At 58.4% G+C, this 17,808-nt stretch carries 19 protein-coding genes and 1 pseudogene; 7 read left to right on the top strand and 13 right to left on the bottom strand.

The genetic code is table 11. The annotated features are described in order from the left end of the window. Positions 1-17: 17 nt before the first annotated feature. The 4 genes from spoT to ACA043_RS28795 form a co-directional block, all read right to left on the bottom strand. Entirely contained in the window at positions 18-2,123 is a 2,106-nt protein-coding gene (spoT, locus tag ACA043_RS28810; protein ID WP_497658321.1) for a bifunctional GTP diphosphokinase/guanosine-3',5'-bis pyrophosphate 3'-pyrophosphohydrolase, read from the bottom strand. A 57-nt stretch (positions 2,124-2,180) separates the two neighbouring features. Further along, a complete protein-coding gene (gene rpoZ / locus ACA043_RS28805; protein ID WP_007894670.1) occupies positions 2,181-2,444 on the bottom strand; it encodes a DNA-directed RNA polymerase subunit omega in 264 nt (87 codons plus the stop codon). Positions 2,445-2,611: 167 nt separating this feature from the next. Then, positions 2,612-3,232 (bottom strand): guanylate kinase, encoded by a 621-nt coding sequence (gmk, locus tag ACA043_RS28800; protein ID WP_187680341.1) that lies wholly within the window; start codon positions 3,230-3,232, stop codon positions 2,612-2,614. 12 nt (positions 3,233-3,244) lie between these two features. Further along, positions 3,245-4,108 (bottom strand): YicC/YloC family endoribonuclease, encoded by an 864-nt coding sequence (locus ACA043_RS28795; protein WP_187680376.1) that lies wholly within the window; start codon positions 4,106-4,108, stop codon positions 3,245-3,247. A 270-nt stretch (positions 4,109-4,378) separates the two neighbouring features. Between ACA043_RS28795 and rph the strand changes: the two genes are divergently transcribed. From rph to gltS, 3 genes are all read left to right on the top strand, one after another. Then, positions 4,379-5,101 (top strand): ribonuclease PH, encoded by a 723-nt coding sequence (rph, locus tag ACA043_RS28790; RefSeq protein WP_095187917.1) that lies wholly within the window; start codon positions 4,379-4,381, stop codon positions 5,099-5,101. Positions 5,102-5,129: 28 nt separating this feature from the next. Then, positions 5,130-5,498, top strand: a complete 369-nt coding sequence (locus ACA043_RS28785) for a DUF4870 domain-containing protein (protein WP_401272182.1) — start codon at positions 5,130-5,132, stop codon at positions 5,496-5,498. Between the two features lie 391 nt (positions 5,499-5,889). After that, entirely contained in the window at positions 5,890-7,098 is a 1,209-nt protein-coding gene (gene gltS, locus ACA043_RS28780; RefSeq protein WP_489881438.1) for a sodium/glutamate symporter, read from the top strand. A 95-nt stretch (positions 7,099-7,193) separates the two neighbouring features. On the opposite strand, the gene crc is transcribed toward gltS, so the two are convergent. Further along, positions 7,194-7,973, bottom strand: a complete 780-nt coding sequence (crc, locus tag ACA043_RS28775) for a catabolite repression control protein Crc (RefSeq protein ID WP_007920349.1) — start codon at positions 7,971-7,973, stop codon at positions 7,194-7,196. An 82-nt stretch (positions 7,974-8,055) separates the two neighbouring features. On the opposite strand from crc, the gene pyrE reads away from it, so the two are divergent. Next, positions 8,056-8,700 (top strand): orotate phosphoribosyltransferase, encoded by a 645-nt coding sequence (pyrE, locus tag ACA043_RS28770; RefSeq protein ID WP_187680344.1) that lies wholly within the window; start codon positions 8,056-8,058, stop codon positions 8,698-8,700. Positions 8,701-8,775: 75 nt separating this feature from the next. Here pyrE and ACA043_RS28765 read toward each other — a convergent pair whose 3' ends face one another. From ACA043_RS28765 to coaBC, 7 genes and pseudogenes are all read right to left on the bottom strand, one after another. Continuing rightward, complete coding sequence (locus ACA043_RS28765) at positions 8,776-9,159, bottom strand: hypothetical protein (protein ID WP_497658320.1); 384 nt, start codon at positions 9,157-9,159, stop codon at positions 8,776-8,778. After that, positions 9,146-9,718, bottom strand: coding sequence for a hypothetical protein (locus ACA043_RS28760; protein WP_187680346.1), 573 nt, complete (start codon positions 9,716-9,718; stop codon positions 9,146-9,148). The genes ACA043_RS28765 and ACA043_RS28760 overlap by 14 nt, the downstream gene beginning before the upstream one ends. 18 nt (positions 9,719-9,736) lie before the next feature. Next, the gene (locus tag ACA043_RS28755) at positions 9,737-9,997 is read right to left on the bottom strand and encodes a hypothetical protein (RefSeq protein ID WP_187680347.1); all 261 of its coding nucleotides are present in this window, start codon (positions 9,995-9,997) and stop codon (positions 9,737-9,739) included. Positions 9,998-10,184: 187 nt separating this feature from the next. Then, on the bottom strand, positions 10,185-11,093 hold the full coding sequence (gene argB / locus ACA043_RS28750; RefSeq protein ID WP_187680348.1) for an acetylglutamate kinase: 909 nt from the start codon (positions 11,091-11,093) through the stop codon (positions 10,185-10,187). 17 nt (positions 11,094-11,110) lie between these two features. Then, a pseudogene (locus tag ACA043_RS28745) lies at positions 11,111-12,514 on the bottom strand (phosphomannomutase/phosphoglucomutase); the annotation flags it as partial. Positions 12,515-12,742: 228 nt separating this feature from the next. Next, on the bottom strand, positions 12,743-13,198 hold the full coding sequence (dut, locus tag ACA043_RS28740) for a dUTP diphosphatase (protein ID WP_016985816.1): 456 nt from the start codon (positions 13,196-13,198) through the stop codon (positions 12,743-12,745). Between the two features lie 5 nt (positions 13,199-13,203). Further along, complete coding sequence (coaBC, locus tag ACA043_RS28735) at positions 13,204-14,412, bottom strand: bifunctional phosphopantothenoylcysteine decarboxylase/phosphopantothenate--cysteine ligase CoaBC (RefSeq protein ID WP_187680377.1); 1,209 nt, start codon at positions 14,410-14,412, stop codon at positions 13,204-13,206. Between the two features lie 134 nt (positions 14,413-14,546). Between coaBC and radC the strand changes: the two genes are divergently transcribed. Continuing rightward, on the top strand, positions 14,547-15,221 hold the full coding sequence (gene radC / locus ACA043_RS28730; RefSeq protein WP_489881440.1) for a RadC family protein: 675 nt from the start codon (positions 14,547-14,549) through the stop codon (positions 15,219-15,221). Between the two features lie 130 nt (positions 15,222-15,351). On the opposite strand, the gene ACA043_RS28725 is transcribed toward radC, so the two are convergent. Next, positions 15,352-16,938 (bottom strand): ABC transporter substrate-binding protein, encoded by a 1,587-nt coding sequence (locus ACA043_RS28725; protein ID WP_187680351.1) that lies wholly within the window; start codon positions 16,936-16,938, stop codon positions 15,352-15,354. A gap of 448 nt (positions 16,939-17,386) precedes the next feature. On the opposite strand from ACA043_RS28725, the gene rpmB reads away from it, so the two are divergent. Further along, the gene (rpmB, locus tag ACA043_RS28720) at positions 17,387-17,620 is read left to right on the top strand and encodes a 50S ribosomal protein L28 (protein ID WP_007920377.1); all 234 of its coding nucleotides are present in this window, start codon (positions 17,387-17,389) and stop codon (positions 17,618-17,620) included. 11 nt (positions 17,621-17,631) lie between these two features. Further along, the gene (gene rpmG / locus ACA043_RS28715; protein ID WP_016772554.1) at positions 17,632-17,787 is read left to right on the top strand and encodes a 50S ribosomal protein L33; all 156 of its coding nucleotides are present in this window, start codon (positions 17,632-17,634) and stop codon (positions 17,785-17,787) included. The last annotated feature ends 21 nt before the right edge of the window (positions 17,788-17,808 follow it).

Below are 17,808 nucleotides of genomic sequence, written 5' to 3'. Positions count from 1 at the left end.
TCCTTGTAATGGTGGGCTCAGGCACGCATGCGGGTGATGCGGATCACTCCGGTCAGGGCGCGCAGTTTCTTGATCACACGGGCCAGGTGCACACGGTCGTGGACGCTGACCACCAACTGGACGACGCTGATGCGACCATCGCGTTCGTCCATGCTGATTTTCTCGATATTGCCGTCGGCTGCGTTGACGCTGCTGGCGAGCAGCGCAATCAGGCCGCGCTGATGTTCCAGCTCGACGCGCAGCTCGACGTTGAATTCGCCGGTGACATCCTTGGCCCAGGAGAGCTGAATGCATTTTTCCGGGTTGTGCCGGATTTCGCTGATGTTGCGGCAGTTGTCCAGGTGCACGACCATGCCTTTGCCCGCCGACAGGTGCCCGACAATCGGGTCGCCCGGGATCGGCGTGCAGCATTTGGCGTAGCTGAGTACCAGACCTTCGGTGCCGCGAATCGCCAGCGGGCCTTCAGGGCTTGGTAGCTGTTCGCCTTCGCCAAGCAGACGACGGGCGACCACGTAAGCCATGCGATTGCCCAGGCCAATGTCTTCCAGCAGGTCTTCGATCAGTTCGAGGCGATATTCGGCGAGCATCGCCGCGACGCGTTCGGCCGGAATTTTTTCCAGCGCGCTGTCGAAGCCGTTGAGCACTTTGTTCAGCAGGCGTTCGCCGAGGCTGATCGACTCGGAGCGGCGTTGCAGTTTCAGCGCGTGGCGAATGTGCGTTCGCGCCTTGCCGGTGACCACAAAGTTGAGCCACGCCGGGTTCGGCCGTGCGCCGGGAGCGCTGACGATCTCGACCGTGGAGCCGCTTTGCAGCGGCTCGGACAGCGGTGCGAGACGGCGGTTGATCCGGCAGGCGATGCAACTGTTGCCAACATCGGTGTGCACCGCGTAGGCGAAGTCGACCGCCGTGGAGCCTTTGGGCAGCTCCATGATCCGGCCTTTGGGCGTGAACACGTAGACCTCGTCCGGGAACAGGTCGATCTTCACGCTTTCGATGAATTCCAGCGAGTTGCCAGCACGTTGCTGCATTTCCAGCACGCCCTTGACCCACTGACGGGCGCGGGCATGAGTGCCTTTCGGTTGCTCATCACCACTGGATTTGTACAGCCAATGGGCGGCGATGCCGTTGTTGGCCATCTCTTCCATTTCGCGGGTGCGGATCTGGATCTCGATCGGCACACCGTGCATGCCGAACAGCGTGGTGTGCAGCGACTGATAGCCGTTGGCCTTGGGAATCGCGATGTAATCCTTGAAACGTCCCGGCAACGGTTTGTACAAATTATGTACAGCGCCCAGCACGCGGTAGCAGGTATCGACCTTGTCGACGATGATCCGGAACGCGTAGACGTCCATGATCTCGTTGAAGGCCCGACGCTTGCCGCGCATTTTCTTGTAGATGCCGTAGAGGTGTTTCTGGCGACCGTTGACTTCGCCCTGAATGCCGTCGATGGCGAGGCAATGACCCAGGGATTCTTCGATCTTGTTGACGATTTCCTTGCGGTTGCCCCGGGCGCGTTTGACTGCCTGGTAGATCCGCGCGGAACGCATCGGGTGCATCGCCTTGAAACCGAGGTCTTCGAATTCGATACGAATGGCGTGCATGCCCAGCCGGTTGGCGATGGGCGCGTAGATTTCGAGGGTTTCCTTGGCGATGCGCCGGCGCTTTTCGCCGGACAGCACTTCCAGCGTGCGCATGTTGTGCAGGCGGTCGGCAAGCTTGACCAGGATCACACGAATGTCGCGTGCCATGGCCATGGCCATTTTCTGGAAGTTTTCAGCCTGGGCTTCGGCCTTGGTCTCGAAATTCATCTGGGTCAGTTTGCTGACCCCGTCGACCAGTTCGGCCACGGTTTCACCGAACTGCGCTTGCAGCGCTTCTTTGGCGATACCGGTGTCTTCGATCACGTCATGCAGCATCGCTGCCATCAGGCTCTGATGGTCCATGTGCATGTCGGCAAGAATATTCGCCACCGCAAGAGGATGCGTGACGTACGCCTCGCCGCTGCGACGGCGTTGACCGTCATGGGCTTGTTCGGCGTAGAAATACGCTCGGCGGACCAGGTTGACCTGGTCATTGCCGAGGTAGGTCGATAAGCGATCGGCGAGGGCGTCTATGCTCGGCATGATGACTCCTGCCGTTCGCTGTGACCCCGCGCCGTGCTACGTCGACCAGGCATAGGCTTAGACGGCCTCGTTGGACTCGTCCTCGAACGCTGCGAACAGCGGTTCGTCTTCGACGATTTCAGCGTTGGCGATGAACTCATAGCTCATCAGGCCTTCCGCGATTTCACGCAGCGCTACAACGGTAGGCTTGTCGTTTTCCCACTGAACCAGAGGCTCTTTGCCGCCGGTGGCCAGTTGACGGGCACGTTTGGTAGAGAGCATGACCAGCTCAAAACGGTTTTCCACGTGGTTCAGGCAGTCTTCAACGGTTACGCGGGCCATGGTATTCCTCGGAGCGAATGCAATATGCGCGCTGCCCGGTTGGGCGAGCGGACTCAACAGTTTAAAAAATCACCAGCGATTAGGGAAGCGCTGATTTTTTAACCAGACTCTTCAACGCGCTGCAAGTGCCAATGTAAAGCGCTTGCAGCGGTTTTGGGAAGTGCTGATTAACCGAGCAATTCGGCCAGTAATTTACCGTGACGCTGTTGTTGACGCTTCTGGATCAGCTGATTGGCGCGGAAAATCGCCTGCAGATCGTCCAGCGCGTGGGCGAAATCGTCGTTGATGATCAGGTAGTCATAGTCGACGTAGTGGCTCATCTCGCTGACGGCTTCGCGCATGCGGCCATCAATGATTTCGTCGCTGTCCTGGCCGCGATTGGTCAGGCGCTGGTGCAGAGCCTGCAAGGACGGCGGCAGGATGAAGATCGAACGTGCCTGCGGCATCAGCTTGCGCACTTGCTCGGCGCCTTGCCAATCGATTTCAAGAATCAGGTCGTGGCCTTCGTCCAGGGTTTGTTGCAGGTGGCTTTGCGAGGTGCCGTAGAGGTTGCCGAAGACTTCGGCGCGCTCGAGGAAATCACCGTGCTCGATCATCTTCACGAACTCGTTGCGCTCGACGAAGTGATAGTTCACGCCGTTCACCTCACCCGGGCGCATGGCGCGGGTGGTGTGGGAGATCGACACACGGATCTCCGGGTTGGCGTCGGTCAAAGCCTTGACCAGACTGCTTTTGCCCGCGCCCGATGGCGCGGAAATGATGTACAGGGTGCCGGTGCTGTGGGTCATGTCGGGGTAGCCTTACTCAATATTCTGCACTTGTTCGCGCATCTGCTCGATCAACACCTTGAGGTTGACGGCGGCTTGGGTACTGCGCGGGTCAAAGGCCTTGGAGCCCAGTGTGTTGGCTTCGCGGTTGAGTTCCTGCATCAGGAAGTCCAGGCGACGTCCGGCCGCACCACCGGACTTGAGCACCCGGCGAACTTCAATGATGTGGGTGCTCAGGCGATCCAGTTCTTCGGCCACATCGCTTTTTTGCGCGAGCATGACCATTTCCTGTTCAAGGCGCTGCGGATCCAGCTCGGCCTTCATGTCGGCGAAGCGGTCGAGAACCTTCTGGCGCTGTGTGGCGAGCATCTGCGGAACCAGTTCACGCAGGGTCACAACGTCTTCTTCGATGGAAGTCAGGCGATCGTTGATCAGTCGCGCCAGTTCTGCGCCTTCACGCTCGCGACCGGCCTTGAGTTCTTTCAGCCCTTGATTGAACAGAGCCAAGGCTTCGGCATTCAAGGCTTGCGGGTCACTTGCGTCAGCGACCAGAACCCCGGGCCAAGCCAGCACTTCGAGAGGGTTGAGGGCGGCAGGGTTCTTGATCAGGCCGGCAACGGTCTCTGCGGCGGCGACCAATTGTGCGGCGCGCTCACGATCGACTTGCAGCGGCTTGCCGGTGCTTTCTTCGGTGAACCGCAGGGTGCATTCCAGTTTGCCCCGCGACAGGCCCTGACGCAGCGCTTCACGTACGGCGCCCTCGAGCTCGCGAAAAGACTCCGGCAGGCGCAGATGCGGCTCCAGATAGCGGCTGTTGACCGAGCGCAGTTCCCAGCTCAGGGTGCCTTGGGCGCCGGCTTTTTCGACGCGGGCGAAGGCGGTCATGCTGTGCACCATGGCGGTGACCTCGCAATGCAGATCGGCGCAGAACATGTGTCCCGCAGGCGCGATATGAATGAATTTAAGCCGACTGGCAGCAAAGGCGCAGGATTGTAGCGCAGTGCGGCGAAGGCGCCCAAACACACGGTGTGACAAAGGGCTGCAGCCCGTCGGTAATGCGTGTTTCAGGGCTTTCGGTCGTCGGCCTGTTTTTTTAACGAGTGCCCAGTGGCGGTGCAGCGCTCTATAATGCTCCGCAGTTTTCCGTCCCCAGTACAGGTATCTCCTATGAAACGTCCAAGTGGTCGCGCTGCCGATCAGCTCCGCTCGATCCGCATTACCCGCAACTACACCAAGCACGCCGAAGGATCGGTACTGGTCGAATTCGGTGATACCAAAGTCATCTGCACCGTCAGCGTCGAAAACGGCGTGCCGCGCTTCCTCAAGGGGCAGGGCCAAGGCTGGTTGACCGCTGAATACGGCATGCTGCCGCGCGCCACCGGCGAGCGTAACCAGCGTGAAGCGAGCCGTGGCAAGCAGGGCGGCCGCACCCTGGAAATCCAGCGCCTGATCGGCCGCTCTCTGCGTGCTGCTCTGGACATGTCCAAGCTGGGGGACGTGACCCTTTACGTCGATTGCGATGTGATCCAGGCCGACGGTGGCACCCGCACTGCCTCGATCACTGGCGCCATGGTTGCCTTGGTCGATGCGCTGAAAGTGATCAAGAAGCGTGGCGGCCTGAAAGGCGGCGACCCGCTCAAGCAAATGATCGGCGCCGTATCGGTTGGCATGTATCAGGGCGAGCCAGTACTGGATCTGGACTATCTTGAAGATTCCGCCGCCGAGACGGATCTCAACGTGGTGATGACCAGCTCCGGTGGCTTCATCGAAGTGCAGGGTACTGCTGAAGGCGCGCCGTTCCAGCCTGAAGACCTGAACGCCATGCTGGAACTGGCCAAGAAAGGCATGAACGAAATCTTCGAACTGCAGAAGGCTGCACTGGCCGACTGAGCAGGTTCAAACCCGCAAGGAGGACGCGATGAGTGACGAGCAAGAGCTGCTACCCAAACCGAGCCAACAGGTTCGCCAATGGGCGATGTTTTGTCACTTGTCCGCCTTGTTGGGGATCTGGATTCCGTTTGGCAACCTGATAGGGCCGCTGATTCTGTGGCAGATGAAGCGTGAGACGGATCCGTTCATCGATGCGCAGGGTAAAGAAGCGCTGAATTTTCAGATCACCGTGGCGATTGCCTCGGCCATCTGCCTTTTGCTGATGTTGCTGATTATCGGCTTCTTCCTGTTGGGCCTGCTGGCCATCGGTGCGCTGGTCTTGACGATCATCGCGGGGGTGAAAGCCAATGAGGGATTCCCTTATCGATATCCGTTCACCTGGCGACTGATCAAATAACGATCAATACGAAGCCTCCGTGACCCGTAAAGTTTTAATACAAATGCCCTGACTTGTCAGGGCATTTGTGTTCTTGCAACCCTACTAATTACTCTTTCGTGTAGGACTGGTTCTACGCGCGACAATCGGTAGGCGATATTTTTATATATATTCAGCTCTTACACTTCTAGTCACAACTGCAATGCTTTAGAGCGATCTGAGTCCTTGGCAATAAGACTTGGCGATTGTTAAGGTTACTCCGCGCAACGTTGCTTCAGAAACATCTCGATATATTCAAGCCATCGAAGGTCTTTGAATTCCAAATCAATCAGTGTTGAGACAATCAGCCGATTCAATAGGCGTGCGCGGGTAAAAAGTACGCCTGGTGAATATATAGCCAAGAATAATCCCAATGATTCAGCTCGATTTTTATGGAACGCTCGTGGCCGCCTCTCTGGTGCTTTTACTGGGTCGCGGGCTTGTTGCACGAGTCGGTTTTCTACGTAATTACAATATTCCTGAACCCGTCGCCGGTGGCTTGGTGGTTGCGCTGGGTTTATTGATGTTGCGAACGTTTGATATAGAAATCAGATTCGATACGTCACTACAAACACCTTTGATGTTGGCATTCTTCGCCACAATCGGTTTGAGCGCAGACTTTGCCAGCCTGAAGAAGGGTGGTCGCGTAGTCGGCATCTTTCTACTGGCGGTTACCGGGCTTCTGGTCGTTCAGAACGCCATGGGCATCGGTCTTGCGACAATGCTGGGACTGGATCCGTTGATGGGGCTGCTGACGGGCTCGATTACCTTGTCGGGTGGCCACGGTACGGGTGCTGCGTGGGGAGCTGTGTTCAGCGAGAAGTACGGTCTGGCATCGGCCTCCGAGCTTGCGATTGCCTCGGCGACATTCGGCCTGGTCCTGGGTGGCTTGATTGGTGGGCCGGTGGCCCGGCTGCTTATCAAGCGCGTGCAAGTGCCGGGTTGCCAGCCTCAAGAAACGCCACGCTTGCCAAAGGGTTTCGAGCAGCCGAACAAAGAGCGCTCGATTACCCCCTTTTCGTTTATCGAGACACTGGCGCTGATCGCCGTCAGTCTATTGGCCGGCAATGTTCTCAATGGCCTGTTGCAAGGAACCGCTTTCGAATTGCCGACGTTTGTCTGCGTTTTGTTCGTGGGTGTGGTGCTACGTAATGGGCTGTCGGCGCTGGGCCTGTATCAGGTGTTCGAACGTGAAGTCTCGGTACTGGGCAATGTCAGCTTGTCGCTGTTTCTGGCGATTGCCTTGATGTCTCTGAAATTGTGGGATCTGGCCGCTCTGGCATTGCCGATCTTCATCATTCTGGCTACGCAGGCCTTGGTCATGGCGCTGTTTGCGATTTTCGTGACGTTCCGAATGATGGGCAGCAACTACGATGCGGCGGTATTGGCGGCAGGGCACTGCGGTTTTGGGCTGGGTGCGACGCCTACGGCCATTGCCAACATGCAGGCAGTGACGCAACGCTTCGGGCCTTCGCAGATTGCGTTTCTCGTGGTGCCGATGGTGGGGGCGTTCTTCATCGACATCATTAATGTCATCGTGATCAAGCTGTACCTGGCCCTGCCGTTTTTCGCCGCTGTTTGAGCATTAAGCGTCAAGCCGCTTTCACCGTGGTCTGACGCATAAAAAATGCCCGTATCTTTCGATACGGGCATTTTTTTGTGTCTGCGAATCGACGCTTAGATGGTCAGCGTCCAGTCGTAGTCGACGATCAGCGGTGCGTGCTGCGAGAACCGTGGCTGACGTGGCAGGCGTGCGCTGCGCACGAAGCGCCGCAGGCCCGGCGTCAGGATCTGGTAGTCAAAGCGCCAGCCCAGATTGAGCATCTCGGCCTGCTCGTTGTCCGGCCACCAGCTGTACTGGTCGCCTTCGCGGCTGACTTCGCGCAGGGCATCGACGTAGCCCATGTTGCCGACAATCTCGTCCATCCAGGCGCGCTCTGGCGCCAGGAAGCCCGGGGATTGCTGGCTGTCGCGCCAGTTTTTGATGTCGAGCTTCTGCTGCGCCACGTACAGCGAGCCACAATAAATGTACTCGCGACGTTTGCGTCGCTGTTTGTCCAGGTACTTGCCGAAGTCGTCCATGAGCTTGAACTTCTGATTCAAGTCCTCATCGCCGTTCATCCCAGAAGGAAGCAGCAAGGTGGCAATACTGACTTTGTCGAAATCTGCTTGCAGGTAGCGCCCGTAGCGGTCGGCCGTCTCGAAACCGAGACCGCTGATGACAGCCTTCGGTTGCAACCGCGAATACAAAGCCACGCCACCTTGGGCAGGGACTTCAGCATCGCAGGCATAAAGGAAGTAGCCATCCAGTTGGAAGGCTGGGTCATCCAGTTCAAAGGCGGAGGCACGGGTGTCCTGCAGGCAGATGACGTCGGCATTCTGTGCTTGCAGCCAACTGAGCAAACCACGCTCGACTGCAGCCTGAATACCATTGACGTTCACACTGATGATCCGCATAAATGGCCCCAAAAATCGCGTGCGTGTATGATACACGGCGTCAAGCTAATTAGCTAAATCCGTGGTATTTGGGGTTTTTTTCATGCAAGCGTATCAGCGCGATTTCATTCGTTTTGCCATCGATCGCGGCGTTTTGCGCTTCGGTGAGTTCACCCTGAAGTCCGGGCGCACCAGTCCTTACTTCTTCAATGCCGGCCTGTTCAACTCGGGTTCCGCCCTGGCGCAACTGGGTCGTTTCTACGCGGCGGCCATTGTCGAAAGCGGCATTGCCTTCGACGTGCTCTTTGGCCCAGCCTACAAAGGCATCCCGCTGGCGGCGACCACTGCCGTTGCGCTGGCCGAGCATCACGACCGTGACCTGCCATGGTGCTTCAACCGCAAGGAAGCCAAGGCCCACGGCGAAGGCGGCAGCCTGGTCGGCGCACCGCTGACCGGTGAAGTGCTGATCATCGACGACGTGATCACCGCCGGCACCGCGATCCGCGAAGTGATGCAGATCATCGCTTCCCAGGACGGCGCCAAGGCTGCCGGCGTGCTGATCGCCCTGAACCGCCAGGAGCGCGGCAATGGTGAATTGTCGGCGATCCAGGAAGTGGAACGCGATTTCGGCATTCCGGTGATCAGCATCGTTTCGCTGAATCAGGTGCTGGAGTTCCTCGCTGATGATCCGCAGCTCAAGCAGCATTTGCCGGCCGTCGAAGCGTACCGCGCCCAGTTCGGCGTTTAACGCAATGCCCGTGTAGGGATCGCAGGTTAAAAAAAGACCCCATTCAGTTAGGCTGAGCGGGGTTTTTTTTTGCGTTCAACGCAGGTTTCGCCATTTTTTGAGCAATTTCAGCGTCAATCCTGCATTAATCAGCGCAAATGCCAGTAGCGCCGTGACCACCATCACATACAGCGTGCGATCAACATCAAAATCCCACAGATCCAGCGTGCTGCTACTAATAATGCGCACGGCGGCTGGTAGGTTGACGTAAAACAGCGCTGTAAAGGCGCCTGTCAGCGGCAACGCACAGCTCAAGAGAATCCCCACGACCTTTCCCCTGCTGCGTTTTCTCGCCTGAAGGCCTTGTTGATGTTCATCCAGAGCCAAGGCTTCATTGAGCTTGGGCCAAGCGAGATTGAATAGGAAAGTTGTCAGAGTCAGCAGTAAGCCGCTGACCGCGACGATGTCACTGAACGGCATTGAGCCCCAGCGTTGCGCACAGCAACTCGTGGGAATCCTCGCTGATCTCAAACTGTCCGGCGCTGCCTTTGCGTTTGGTGATGGGCTTGAATGTCGGCTCGTTTTGCGTGATCAGCATATTCAGTTCATCGCGGATCACATCTGAACTGATGACCACCAGATAGACATCTTTTGCGTGTTCCGCAGACTCGACGACCGCGCGCATGCTGTGCTTCAGGATGTCGTCGAGCTGATTGCGAAAGCGCGAGACAGTGTTTTTCAGCAGGGTTTTGCTCTGGCTCTGGGTCAACTGAAAAATCGTCGATATCTGCGATTCGGTCGGCAAGGTCTGCCCGAAGTAGCTTTGAATCAGATAGAGCAGGCGATCCTGTTTGGCCTCGTCAGCCCGGCTGGGCATGCCGCCCTCGACCAGCATTTTCAGGTATTCGGTCAGGCTGGCCTTGGCAATGCGCTGGAGGGCGTGGGCGATTTCCGCGTCGCCGATGCGCAGGGTCTTTTTGACCGGTTCCTTTTGCTCCTGCTCGAAAGCGTCGGCGTCGATGGTGAACGATATCTGCATGGCTCAGGCGCTCCGAGGTTATTTTTTGTGCGAGGGCGTAATGACCTCGGCGCTCTTGATACCGGAAGGTTTATCGGTTTTCTGTGGATAGGGATCATTAGGCGCGTCACCTTGTCCGGTCAGGATCTTCCAGCCGTTCAGAACATGCGCGGTCTTGCGAAATTGCGGGCAGGGTGGCATCGAGGTTTTGGCCTGATTGGAATACTGGTGGCCGCAATCCACGCACTCGTAGGTGCCGGGGGAAACATCACTGCCGTAAGCAACGTGGTCTTTTTGCATGGGTAAATCTCCGGTGGATGAGGGGAAGATCCTAGGGAGATTTGTTCTTTAGAGATGTCGGACGTTTCGCTGGTTCTTGTCGGACACTTCTTGCGCGCATAAAAAAATCGCAGGCTTCGTCAGTTCCTACAGCACTTTCGTACTGTGTTGAAGGGGCTGACGCAGTCTGCGATCTGTTGTGTTTCAGCTATGAGTGGCGCTTGCGATTGCTGATCAGCGTGCCCACACCGGTGTCGGTGAAGATTTCCAGCAGGATCGCGTTCGGCACGCGGCCGTCGATGATCAGCGAGCTACCTACGCCGCCCTGAACCGCTTCCAGTGCGCAGCGGATCTTCGGCAACATACCGCCGTAGATCGTGCCGTCGGCGATCAGGTCGTCGACCTGTTGGGTGCTTAGACCAGTCAACACCGTGCCCGATTTGTCCATCAGGCCAGCGATGTTGGTCAGCAGCATCAGCTTTTCGGCTTTCAGCGCTTCAGCGACTTTACCGGCCACCAGATCCGCGTTGATGTTGTACGACTCGCCATTTTCACCCACGCCGATCGGCGCGATCACCGGGATGAAATTGCCTTTGACCAGCAGGTTCAGCAGCTCGGTGTTGATCCCGACCACTTCGCCTACCTGACCGATGTCGATGATTTCCGGTTGAGTCATCTCCGGGGTCTGGCGGGTGACGGTGAGCTTCTTCGCACGAATCAGCCCGGCGTCTTTACCGGTCAGGCCGATGGCGCTGCCGCCGTGACGGTTGATCAGGTTGACGATGCTTTTGTTGACCTGACCGCCGAGAACCATTTCAACCACGTCCATGGTCGCGGCGTCAGTGACGCGCATGCCGTCGACGAAGTGGCTTTCGATCGACAGGCGCTTGAGCAGATCACCGATCTGCGGGCCACCACCATGAACCACGACCGGGTTGATGCCTACGGCTTTCATCAACACGATGTCGCGGGCGAAGCCGGTTTTCAGCTCCTCGCTTTCCATCGCGTTGCCGCCGTATTTGATCACCAGGGTCTTGCCGACATAACGTCGGATGTAAGGCAACGCTTCGGACAGGACCTGGGCGGTATGGGCGGCGGCTTCGCGTTCGAGGGTCATTCAGGGCTCCGGGTGGATCAGAACGGTAGTTGGAGATCAGGTGCAACGCGTTTCAATTGGGCGTGGAACACATCCTTGATGCGCTGCAATTCAGCCTCGTCATCGGCCTCGAAGCGCAGCACCAGCACCGGAGTGGTGTTGGACGCGCGCACCAGGCCCCAGCCTTTGGCGTAATCGACTCGCACGCCGTCGATGGTGGTCAGGTCAGCGCCTGCGCCCCACTGTGCGTCGTGCAGTGCATCAATGATGCTGAATTTGCTCTCTTCGGTCACATGGATATTGATTTCCGGCGTAGAAATATCGTTCGGGAAGGTCGCAAACAACTCTTCTGCCGTGGATTTTTCCTTGCTGAGGATCTCCAGCAGCCGGGCGGCGCTGTAGATGCCGTCGTCGAAACCGAACCAGCGTTCCTTGAAGAAGATGTGCCCGCTCATTTCACCGGCCAACAGCGCGCCGGATTGTTTCATCTTCTTTTTGATCAACGAATGACCAGTCTTCCACATTAGCGGCCGGCCACCGTATTCCTTGATCAGCGGTACCAGGCGACGGGTGCATTTGACGTCGAAGATGATTTCCGCGTCCGGGTTGCGCGCCACCACGTCGCGGGCGAACAGCATCAGCAGGCGATCTGGATAGACGATGCTGCCGGTGTTGGTCACTACGCCGACGCGGTCACCGTCGCCGTCAAAAGCCAGGCCGAGGTCGGCGTTGGTTTCCTTGACCTTGGCGATCAGGTCGACGAGGTTTTCCGGTTTTCCCGGATCCGGGTGGTGATTCGGGAAATTGCCGTCAACTTCGCAGAACAGCGGGATGACTTCGCAGTTCAGCGCTTCGATCAGTTGCGGAGCAATCACGCCGGCCGCGCCGTTGCCGCAGTCGACCACGACTTTCAGGCGGCGGGCCAGTTTGATGTCCTGGACGATTTCGGTGTTATAGCGATCGAGAATTTCGACCTGAGTCACGCTGCCTTGGCCGCTGCTCAGATTGTTGGTCTTGATGCGCTCGTGCAGAACCTGGATCTGTTCGTTGGCGAGGGTGTCGCCGGCGATCACGATCTTGAAGCCGTTGTAGTTCGACGGGTTGTGGCTGCCGGTGAGCATCACGCCTGACTTGCCGGCCAGTACGTTGGCGGCGTAGTACAACGCAGGCGTTGGCACCAGACCGACATCGCTGACGTGGCAACCGCTCTCGGCAATACCGCGGATCAGTTCTGCGACCAGCTCCGGGCCGGACAAACGGCCGTCGCGGCCGACGGAAACGTTAGGCTCGCCTTGGGCCAGGCTCTGCGAGCCGATGGCGCGGCCGATCCAGTAAGCGGTTTCAGCATTGAGGAATTCCGGCACGGTGCCGCGAATGTCATAGGCGCGAAAGATGCTGTCGGGCAGCTTCGGGGCAATCTTGGCTGGGGTGCTCATCTGCGGAAATGCTCCATCTCGAAAGTGGTGGGTCACACCGACGATTCACTCGACGGCAGGCTCAAACTGAAGGGTATGACGGCGTTTTCCACAGAGAGTTCGTGGTATGAAAGGGCCATGACGCCTCGGCTGGCGTGGCTTTGGCCTGGCAAAACCTTGATTTGCGGCGGTAAATCTTTCAGATGAATCCGCACAAATTTCCCCTGTAGAAGCTGCTCCTACAGGGGTATCGGCTTATTTGGTGCCGGTATGCCCGAAACCGCCCGTGCCGCGTTCGGTTTCGACAAATTCTTCAACCATTTCGAAGTGCGCCTGTACCACTGGCACCAGCACCAGTTGCGCCAAGCGCTCGCCGACGGTCATGGTGAAGTCGGTCTGGCCGCGGTTCCAGCAGGACACCATCAGCGGGCCTTGATAATCGGAGTCGATCAGGCCAACGAGGTTGCCCAGCACGATGCCGTGTTTGTGGCCCATGCCTGAGCGCGGCAGGATCAGGGCGGCGAGGTTCGGGTCGCCGATGTAAACCGACAGACCGGTAGGGATCAGCACGGTTTCACCCGGTTTGATCACGATGTCCTGTTCCAGCATGGCGCGCAGGTCGAGGCCGGCGGAGCCTGGGGTGGCGTATTGCGGCAGCGGAAATTCGGTACCGATGCGTGGGTCGAGGATCTTGGCTTGCAAAGCGTGCATGTAAATTAAACCTGGTTCAGACGTTCGGCGATAAAAGTGACCAGTTGGCGAGCGATCTTGCTCTTGCTGGTCTGGGCGAAAACCGTGGCGTGCAGCTCACGGTCAATCACGCTGCAGGCGTTTTCTTCGCTGTTGAAACCGATGCTCGGGTTGGCGACGTCGTTGGCGACGATCAAATCGAGATTCTTGTCCTTCAGCTTGCGAGCAGCGTAGTCGAGCAGGTGTTCGGTCTCGGCGGCGAAGCCGACACTGAACGGACGGTCGGGACGGGTCGCAATGGTGGCCAGGATGTCCGGGTTACGCACCATTTGCAGGACGAAACCGTCGCCGCTCGTAGGATCTTTCTTGAGTTTTTGCGGGGCGATGACTTCCGGGCGGTAATCCGCGACCGCTGCCGAGGATATGAACACGTCGCAAGGGATTGCGGCTTCGCACGCCGCGAGCATGTCGCGGGCACTGACCACGTCGATGCGCGTGACGCGATCCGGGGTCGGCAGGTGCACCGGGCCGCTGATCAGGGTCACGCGGGCACCGGCCTCAACCGCCGCTTCGGCCAGGGCAAAGCCCATTTTTCCGGAGCTATGGTTGGTGATGTAGCGCACCGGGTCGATGTTTTCCTGGGTCGGGCCGGCGGTGATCACCACGTGTTTGCCGGTCAATGCCTGACGCTGGAAGCAGTCCGCCGCGCACTGCGCCAGATCGGTGGCTTCCATCATGCGGCCCATGCCGACGTCGCCGCAGGCCTGGCTGCCGGAGGCCGGGCCGAAAGTCTTCAGGCCACGGCTTTCAAGGAGTTGCAGGTTGGCCTGGGTCGCCGGGTCGCGCCACATTGCCTGGTTCATCGCCGGAGCGACTGCCACTACGGCGTCGGTGGCCAGCACCAGCGTGGTCAGCAAATCGTTGGCGATACCCTGCGCCAGACGGGCGAGCAGGTCGGCGGTGGCCGGGGCGATCAGTACCAGATCGGCCCATTTGGCCAGCTCGATGTGGCCCATCGCCGCTTCGGCGGCCGGGTCGAGCAAATCCAGGTGAACCGGGTGGCCTGACAGGGCCTGCATGGTCAGCGGGGTAATGAACTCGGCGCCGCCGTGGGTCATGACCACGCGCACTTCGGCACCCTGGTCGATCAGGCGACGAACCAGATCAGCGCTCTTGTAGGCCGCGATGCCGCCGCCGACGCCCAGAACGATGCGTTTCCGATACAGCCGCTGCATAGGTCTGCCTTTCAATTCGTTGATGACTGCGGTGCGATGCCCCCTCCCCAGGGATAAATCGACCGCAAAAAAGATGGGCTACGATATCACAGCGACCGCTACGGAACAGCGGCGCCCACAGACAAGGAATGTGTATGAGTATTCGCGATTGGCCGGAGGCGGAAAGGCCGCGGGAGAAGCTGCTTGAACAGGGTTCGGGGGCTCTCTCCGACGCTGAGTTGTTGGCGATCTTTTTACGAACCGGGGTCACTGGAAAAAGCGCGGTGGATCTGGCGCGACACCTGTTGAATCAGTTCGGCAGCCTGCGCGCGCTACTGGAGGCCGATCTAGTGGCGTTCAGCAAGCAATTGGGACTGGGGCCGGCAAAGTTTGCCCAGTTGCAGGCGGTGCTGGAGATGAGCCGTCGGCACTTGGCCGAGCGCATGCGTAAAAAACCGGCGCTGGAGAGTCCGCAAGCGGTTCGCGATTATCTGAAATCCATGCTGCGCCACGAGCCGCACGAGGTGTTTGGCTGCCTGTTTCTCGATTCCAAACATCAGGTTTTGGTGTTCGAGGCGCTGTTTCGCGGGTCGATCGATAACACCAGCGTGCATCCCCGGGAAGTCGTAAAGCGTGCCCTGGCAAACAACGCAGCGGCCGTGATCCTGTGCCACAACCACCCGTCGGGCAATACCGATCCCAGCCAGGCGGATCGACTCCTGACCAAGCGATTGCAGAAGGCGCTCGAACTGATTGATGTGCGGGTGCTGGATCACTTCATCGTTGGTGATGGCGAGCCACTGTCGATGGCGGAATACGGCTGGATGTAAATCTCAGGAAAACGCTACTCCCTGTGGGAGCTGGCTTGCCAGCGATAGCGGGCTGACAGGCCGCAGTTGTGCTGAATGTGCCGCCGTCATCGCTGGCAAGCCAGCTCCCACAGGTTTTGTGTTGTTGCGGTTATTTGAGGCTGACCTTCGAATAGTCCTGCCGGCCGAACGGGCTCACCGAATAGCCCTGCACATCCTTGCGGGTCAGTGCGTACGCGGTCGGATGCGCCAGCGGCAGCCAAAGCGCCTGCTGCTGAATCTGCGCCTGCGCCTGCTCATAGAGCTTGGTGCGCACCCCTTGCTCGCTGGTGGTCTTGCCAGCGCTGATCAGCTTGTCCAGGTCGGCGTTGCAATAGCGGGCGAAGTTGGTGCCGGACTTGACCGCCGCGCAGGAAAACTGCGGTGTGAGGAAGTTGTCCGGGTCGCCGTTGTCGCCGGCCCAGCCCATGAACAGCAAGTCATGCTCGCCCGCCTTGGCGCGGCGGATCAGCTCGCCCCACTCGATCACGCGGATCTCCGCCTGAATGCCGATTTCGGCGAGATCAGACTGCAACATCTGTGCGCCGAGGCTCGGGTTCGGGTTGAGCAGGCTGCCGGACGGACGCGTCCAGATGGTGGTCTGGAAGCCGTCCTTCAAACCGGCCTTGGCCAGCAGTGCCTTGGCTTTCGCCACGTCGTGAGGGTAGCCCGCGAGGTTCTTCGCGTAGCCCCAGGTGTTCGGTGGATAAACCCCGTTGGCCGCTTCGGCAGTGTCTTCGAACACGGCTTTGATGTAGTTGGTCTTGTCGAAAGCCAGGTTGATGGCCTGCCGCACTTCTGGCTTGTCCAATGGCGGATGCTGGCTGTTGATGCCAACGAATGCGGTCATGAATGCGTCAGTCTTTTCGACTTTCAGCGTCGGTTCTTTCAGCGCTGCCTGTACGTCCAGGGGTTTTGGCGACAGGGCGATCTGGCATTCGTTACGCCGCAACTTTTGCAGGCGCACGTTGGCGTCCGGGGTAATAGCGAAGATCAGCGGGTCAACAGACGGCTTGCCGCCGAAGTAATCCGGGTTGGCTTTATAGCGAATCGCGGCGTCTTTCTGAAAACGGGTGAAGACGAACGGGCCGGTGCCGATCGGCTGGCTGTTGAGCTTCTCTGTCGCGTTGGCCTTGAGCAGCTTGTCGGCGTATTCAGCGGAATAGACCGAGGCGAAACCCATGCTCAGGGTGGCGAGGAAGGTCGAGTCCGGGTGATCAAGGGTGAAGCGCACGGTCAGCGGGTCCAGGGCATCGATCTTCTTGATCAGTGCCGGCAATTGCATTGACTGCGCGTGCGGGAAGCCGCTCTGGGCGACTTTGTGCCAAGGATTGGCTGGGTCGAGCATGCGGTCAAAACTGAATTTGACGTCTTCTGCGGTCAGCTCGCGGCTCGGCTTGAAGTAATCGGTGGTGTGAAACTTCACCTGCGGGTGCAGTTTGAAGATATAAGTCAGGCCGTCAGTGCTGACTTCCCAGCTGTCGGCCAGGCTCGGGACTACCTTGCCACTGGCGGTGTCGAAGTCCACCAGGCGATTCATCAGCACGTCGGCCGAGGCATTGGTGGTGGTCAGCGAGTTGTATTGCACCACGTCGAACCCTTCCGGGCTGGCCTCGGTGCAGACGCTCAGCGCGGCGGCCTGGGCCAGGGGGCTCAGCAGGAGCGGGGCGAGCAACAGGGGTAGGGCAGCGAGGCGCATGGTCGGTTTCCTTTTACAGATCGAAGGCCCATCTGCAAGTGCAGTCTGGAAAAGTCCTACCCTAGAGGGCGCGATTGCAAATGACTATCCCCTTTTTGCATTTTTGGGGGCGGCCGTAGGCAGTTATGTGTGGCTGGTGGCGAGACGACGAGGGCGAATCGCGTGTATCAGCGGTTTTCTGCGACGAGCGGTAAAAACCGGTGCCGGCCTTTATCCAAAGCCCTTGCAGGCAGAATTTGCGTGCTTTTATTGATTGATTGCACACCGAATGTTGTTGTACCCCGGTCTTTCTGGTATAAAGCAGCGCTCTTTTCTAGGGGCCCGGTTCCTTCACTGTAGGTGTAGCCGGTAAGACCTCTAAAGAAACGCGGCGCCTGGCGCCAAATGACTGAGAGATTAAGCGGCCAACCCATGCCGGGTTGGGCATGTGGTTTTAGAGGGCTGAGGCATGTCGAGAGTATGTCAAGTTACCGGTAAGGGTCCGGTGACTGGGAATAACATTTCCCACGCAAACAACAAAACCCGTCGTCGTTTCCTGCCGAACCTGCAGCATCACCGCTTCTGGGTTGAAGAAGAGAAACGTTTTGTGCGTCTGCGCGTATCTGCCAAAGGCATGCGTATCATCGACAAGCGTGGCATCACTGTCGTGCTCGCCGAACTTCGCCGCGATGGCAAGATTTAAGGGAGCTAATCATGCGTGAATTGATTCGTTTGATCTCGAGCGCCGGTACTGGTCACTTCTACACTACCGACAAGAACAAGCGTACTACCCCGGACAAAATCGAGATCAAGAAATATGATCCGGTTGTTCGCAAGCACGTGATGTACAAGGAAGGCAAAATCAAGTAATTGATTTTTCCCGACTTACAA

It is taken from the genome of Pseudomonas sp. LBUM1648 (genome assembly GCF_059716145.1).
The sequence above is the reverse complement of the archived record's forward strand: the minus strand, read 5'-3'. Positions and strand labels throughout refer to the sequence as shown.

Bases quoted from the DNA above. Each gene is read 5' to 3' on its own strand.
- spoT (WP_497658321.1), bottom strand. From the start codon at position 2,123: ATGCCGAGCATAGACGCCCTCGCCGATCGCTTATCGACCTACCTCGGC.
- rpoZ (WP_007894670.1), bottom strand. From the start codon at position 2,444: ATGGCCCGCGTAACCGTTGAAGACTGCCTGAACCACGTGGAAAACCGT.
- gmk (WP_187680341.1), bottom strand. From the start codon at position 3,232: ATGACCCACAGCACCGGCACCCTGTACATCATTTCCGCGCCATCGGGC.
- ACA043_RS28795 (WP_187680376.1), bottom strand. From the start codon at position 4,108: ATGGTGCACAGCATGACCGCCTTCGCCCGCGTCGAAAAAGCCGGCGCC.
- rph (WP_095187917.1), top strand. From the start codon at position 4,379: ATGAAACGTCCAAGTGGTCGCGCTGCCGATCAGCTCCGCTCGATCCGC.
- ACA043_RS28785 (WP_401272182.1), top strand. From the start codon at position 5,130: ATGAGTGACGAGCAAGAGCTGCTACCCAAACCGAGCCAACAGGTTCGC.
- gltS (WP_489881438.1), top strand. From the start codon at position 5,890: ATGATTCAGCTCGATTTTTATGGAACGCTCGTGGCCGCCTCTCTGGTG.
- crc (WP_007920349.1), bottom strand. From the start codon at position 7,973: ATGCGGATCATCAGTGTGAACGTCAATGGTATTCAGGCTGCAGTCGAG.
- pyrE (WP_187680344.1), top strand. From the start codon at position 8,056: ATGCAAGCGTATCAGCGCGATTTCATTCGTTTTGCCATCGATCGCGGC.
- ACA043_RS28765 (WP_497658320.1), bottom strand. From the start codon at position 9,159: ATGCCGTTCAGTGACATCGTCGCGGTCAGCGGCTTACTGCTGACTCTG.
- ACA043_RS28760 (WP_187680346.1), bottom strand. From the start codon at position 9,718: ATGCAGATATCGTTCACCATCGACGCCGACGCTTTCGAGCAGGAGCAA.
- ACA043_RS28755 (WP_187680347.1), bottom strand. From the start codon at position 9,997: ATGCAAAAAGACCACGTTGCTTACGGCAGTGATGTTTCCCCCGGCACC.
- argB (WP_187680348.1), bottom strand. From the start codon at position 11,093: ATGACCCTCGAACGCGAAGCCGCCGCCCATACCGCCCAGGTCCTGTCC.
- dut (WP_016985816.1), bottom strand. From the start codon at position 13,198: ATGCACGCTTTGCAAGCCAAGATCCTCGACCCACGCATCGGTACCGAA.
- coaBC (WP_187680377.1), bottom strand. From the start codon at position 14,412: ATGCAGCGGCTGTATCGGAAACGCATCGTTCTGGGCGTCGGCGGCGGC.
- radC (WP_489881440.1), top strand. From the start codon at position 14,547: ATGAGTATTCGCGATTGGCCGGAGGCGGAAAGGCCGCGGGAGAAGCTG.
- ACA043_RS28725 (WP_187680351.1), bottom strand. From the start codon at position 16,938: ATGCGCCTCGCTGCCCTACCCCTGTTGCTCGCCCCGCTCCTGCTGAGC.
- rpmB (WP_007920377.1), top strand. From the start codon at position 17,387: ATGTCGAGAGTATGTCAAGTTACCGGTAAGGGTCCGGTGACTGGGAAT.
- rpmG (WP_016772554.1), top strand. From the start codon at position 17,632: ATGCGTGAATTGATTCGTTTGATCTCGAGCGCCGGTACTGGTCACTTC.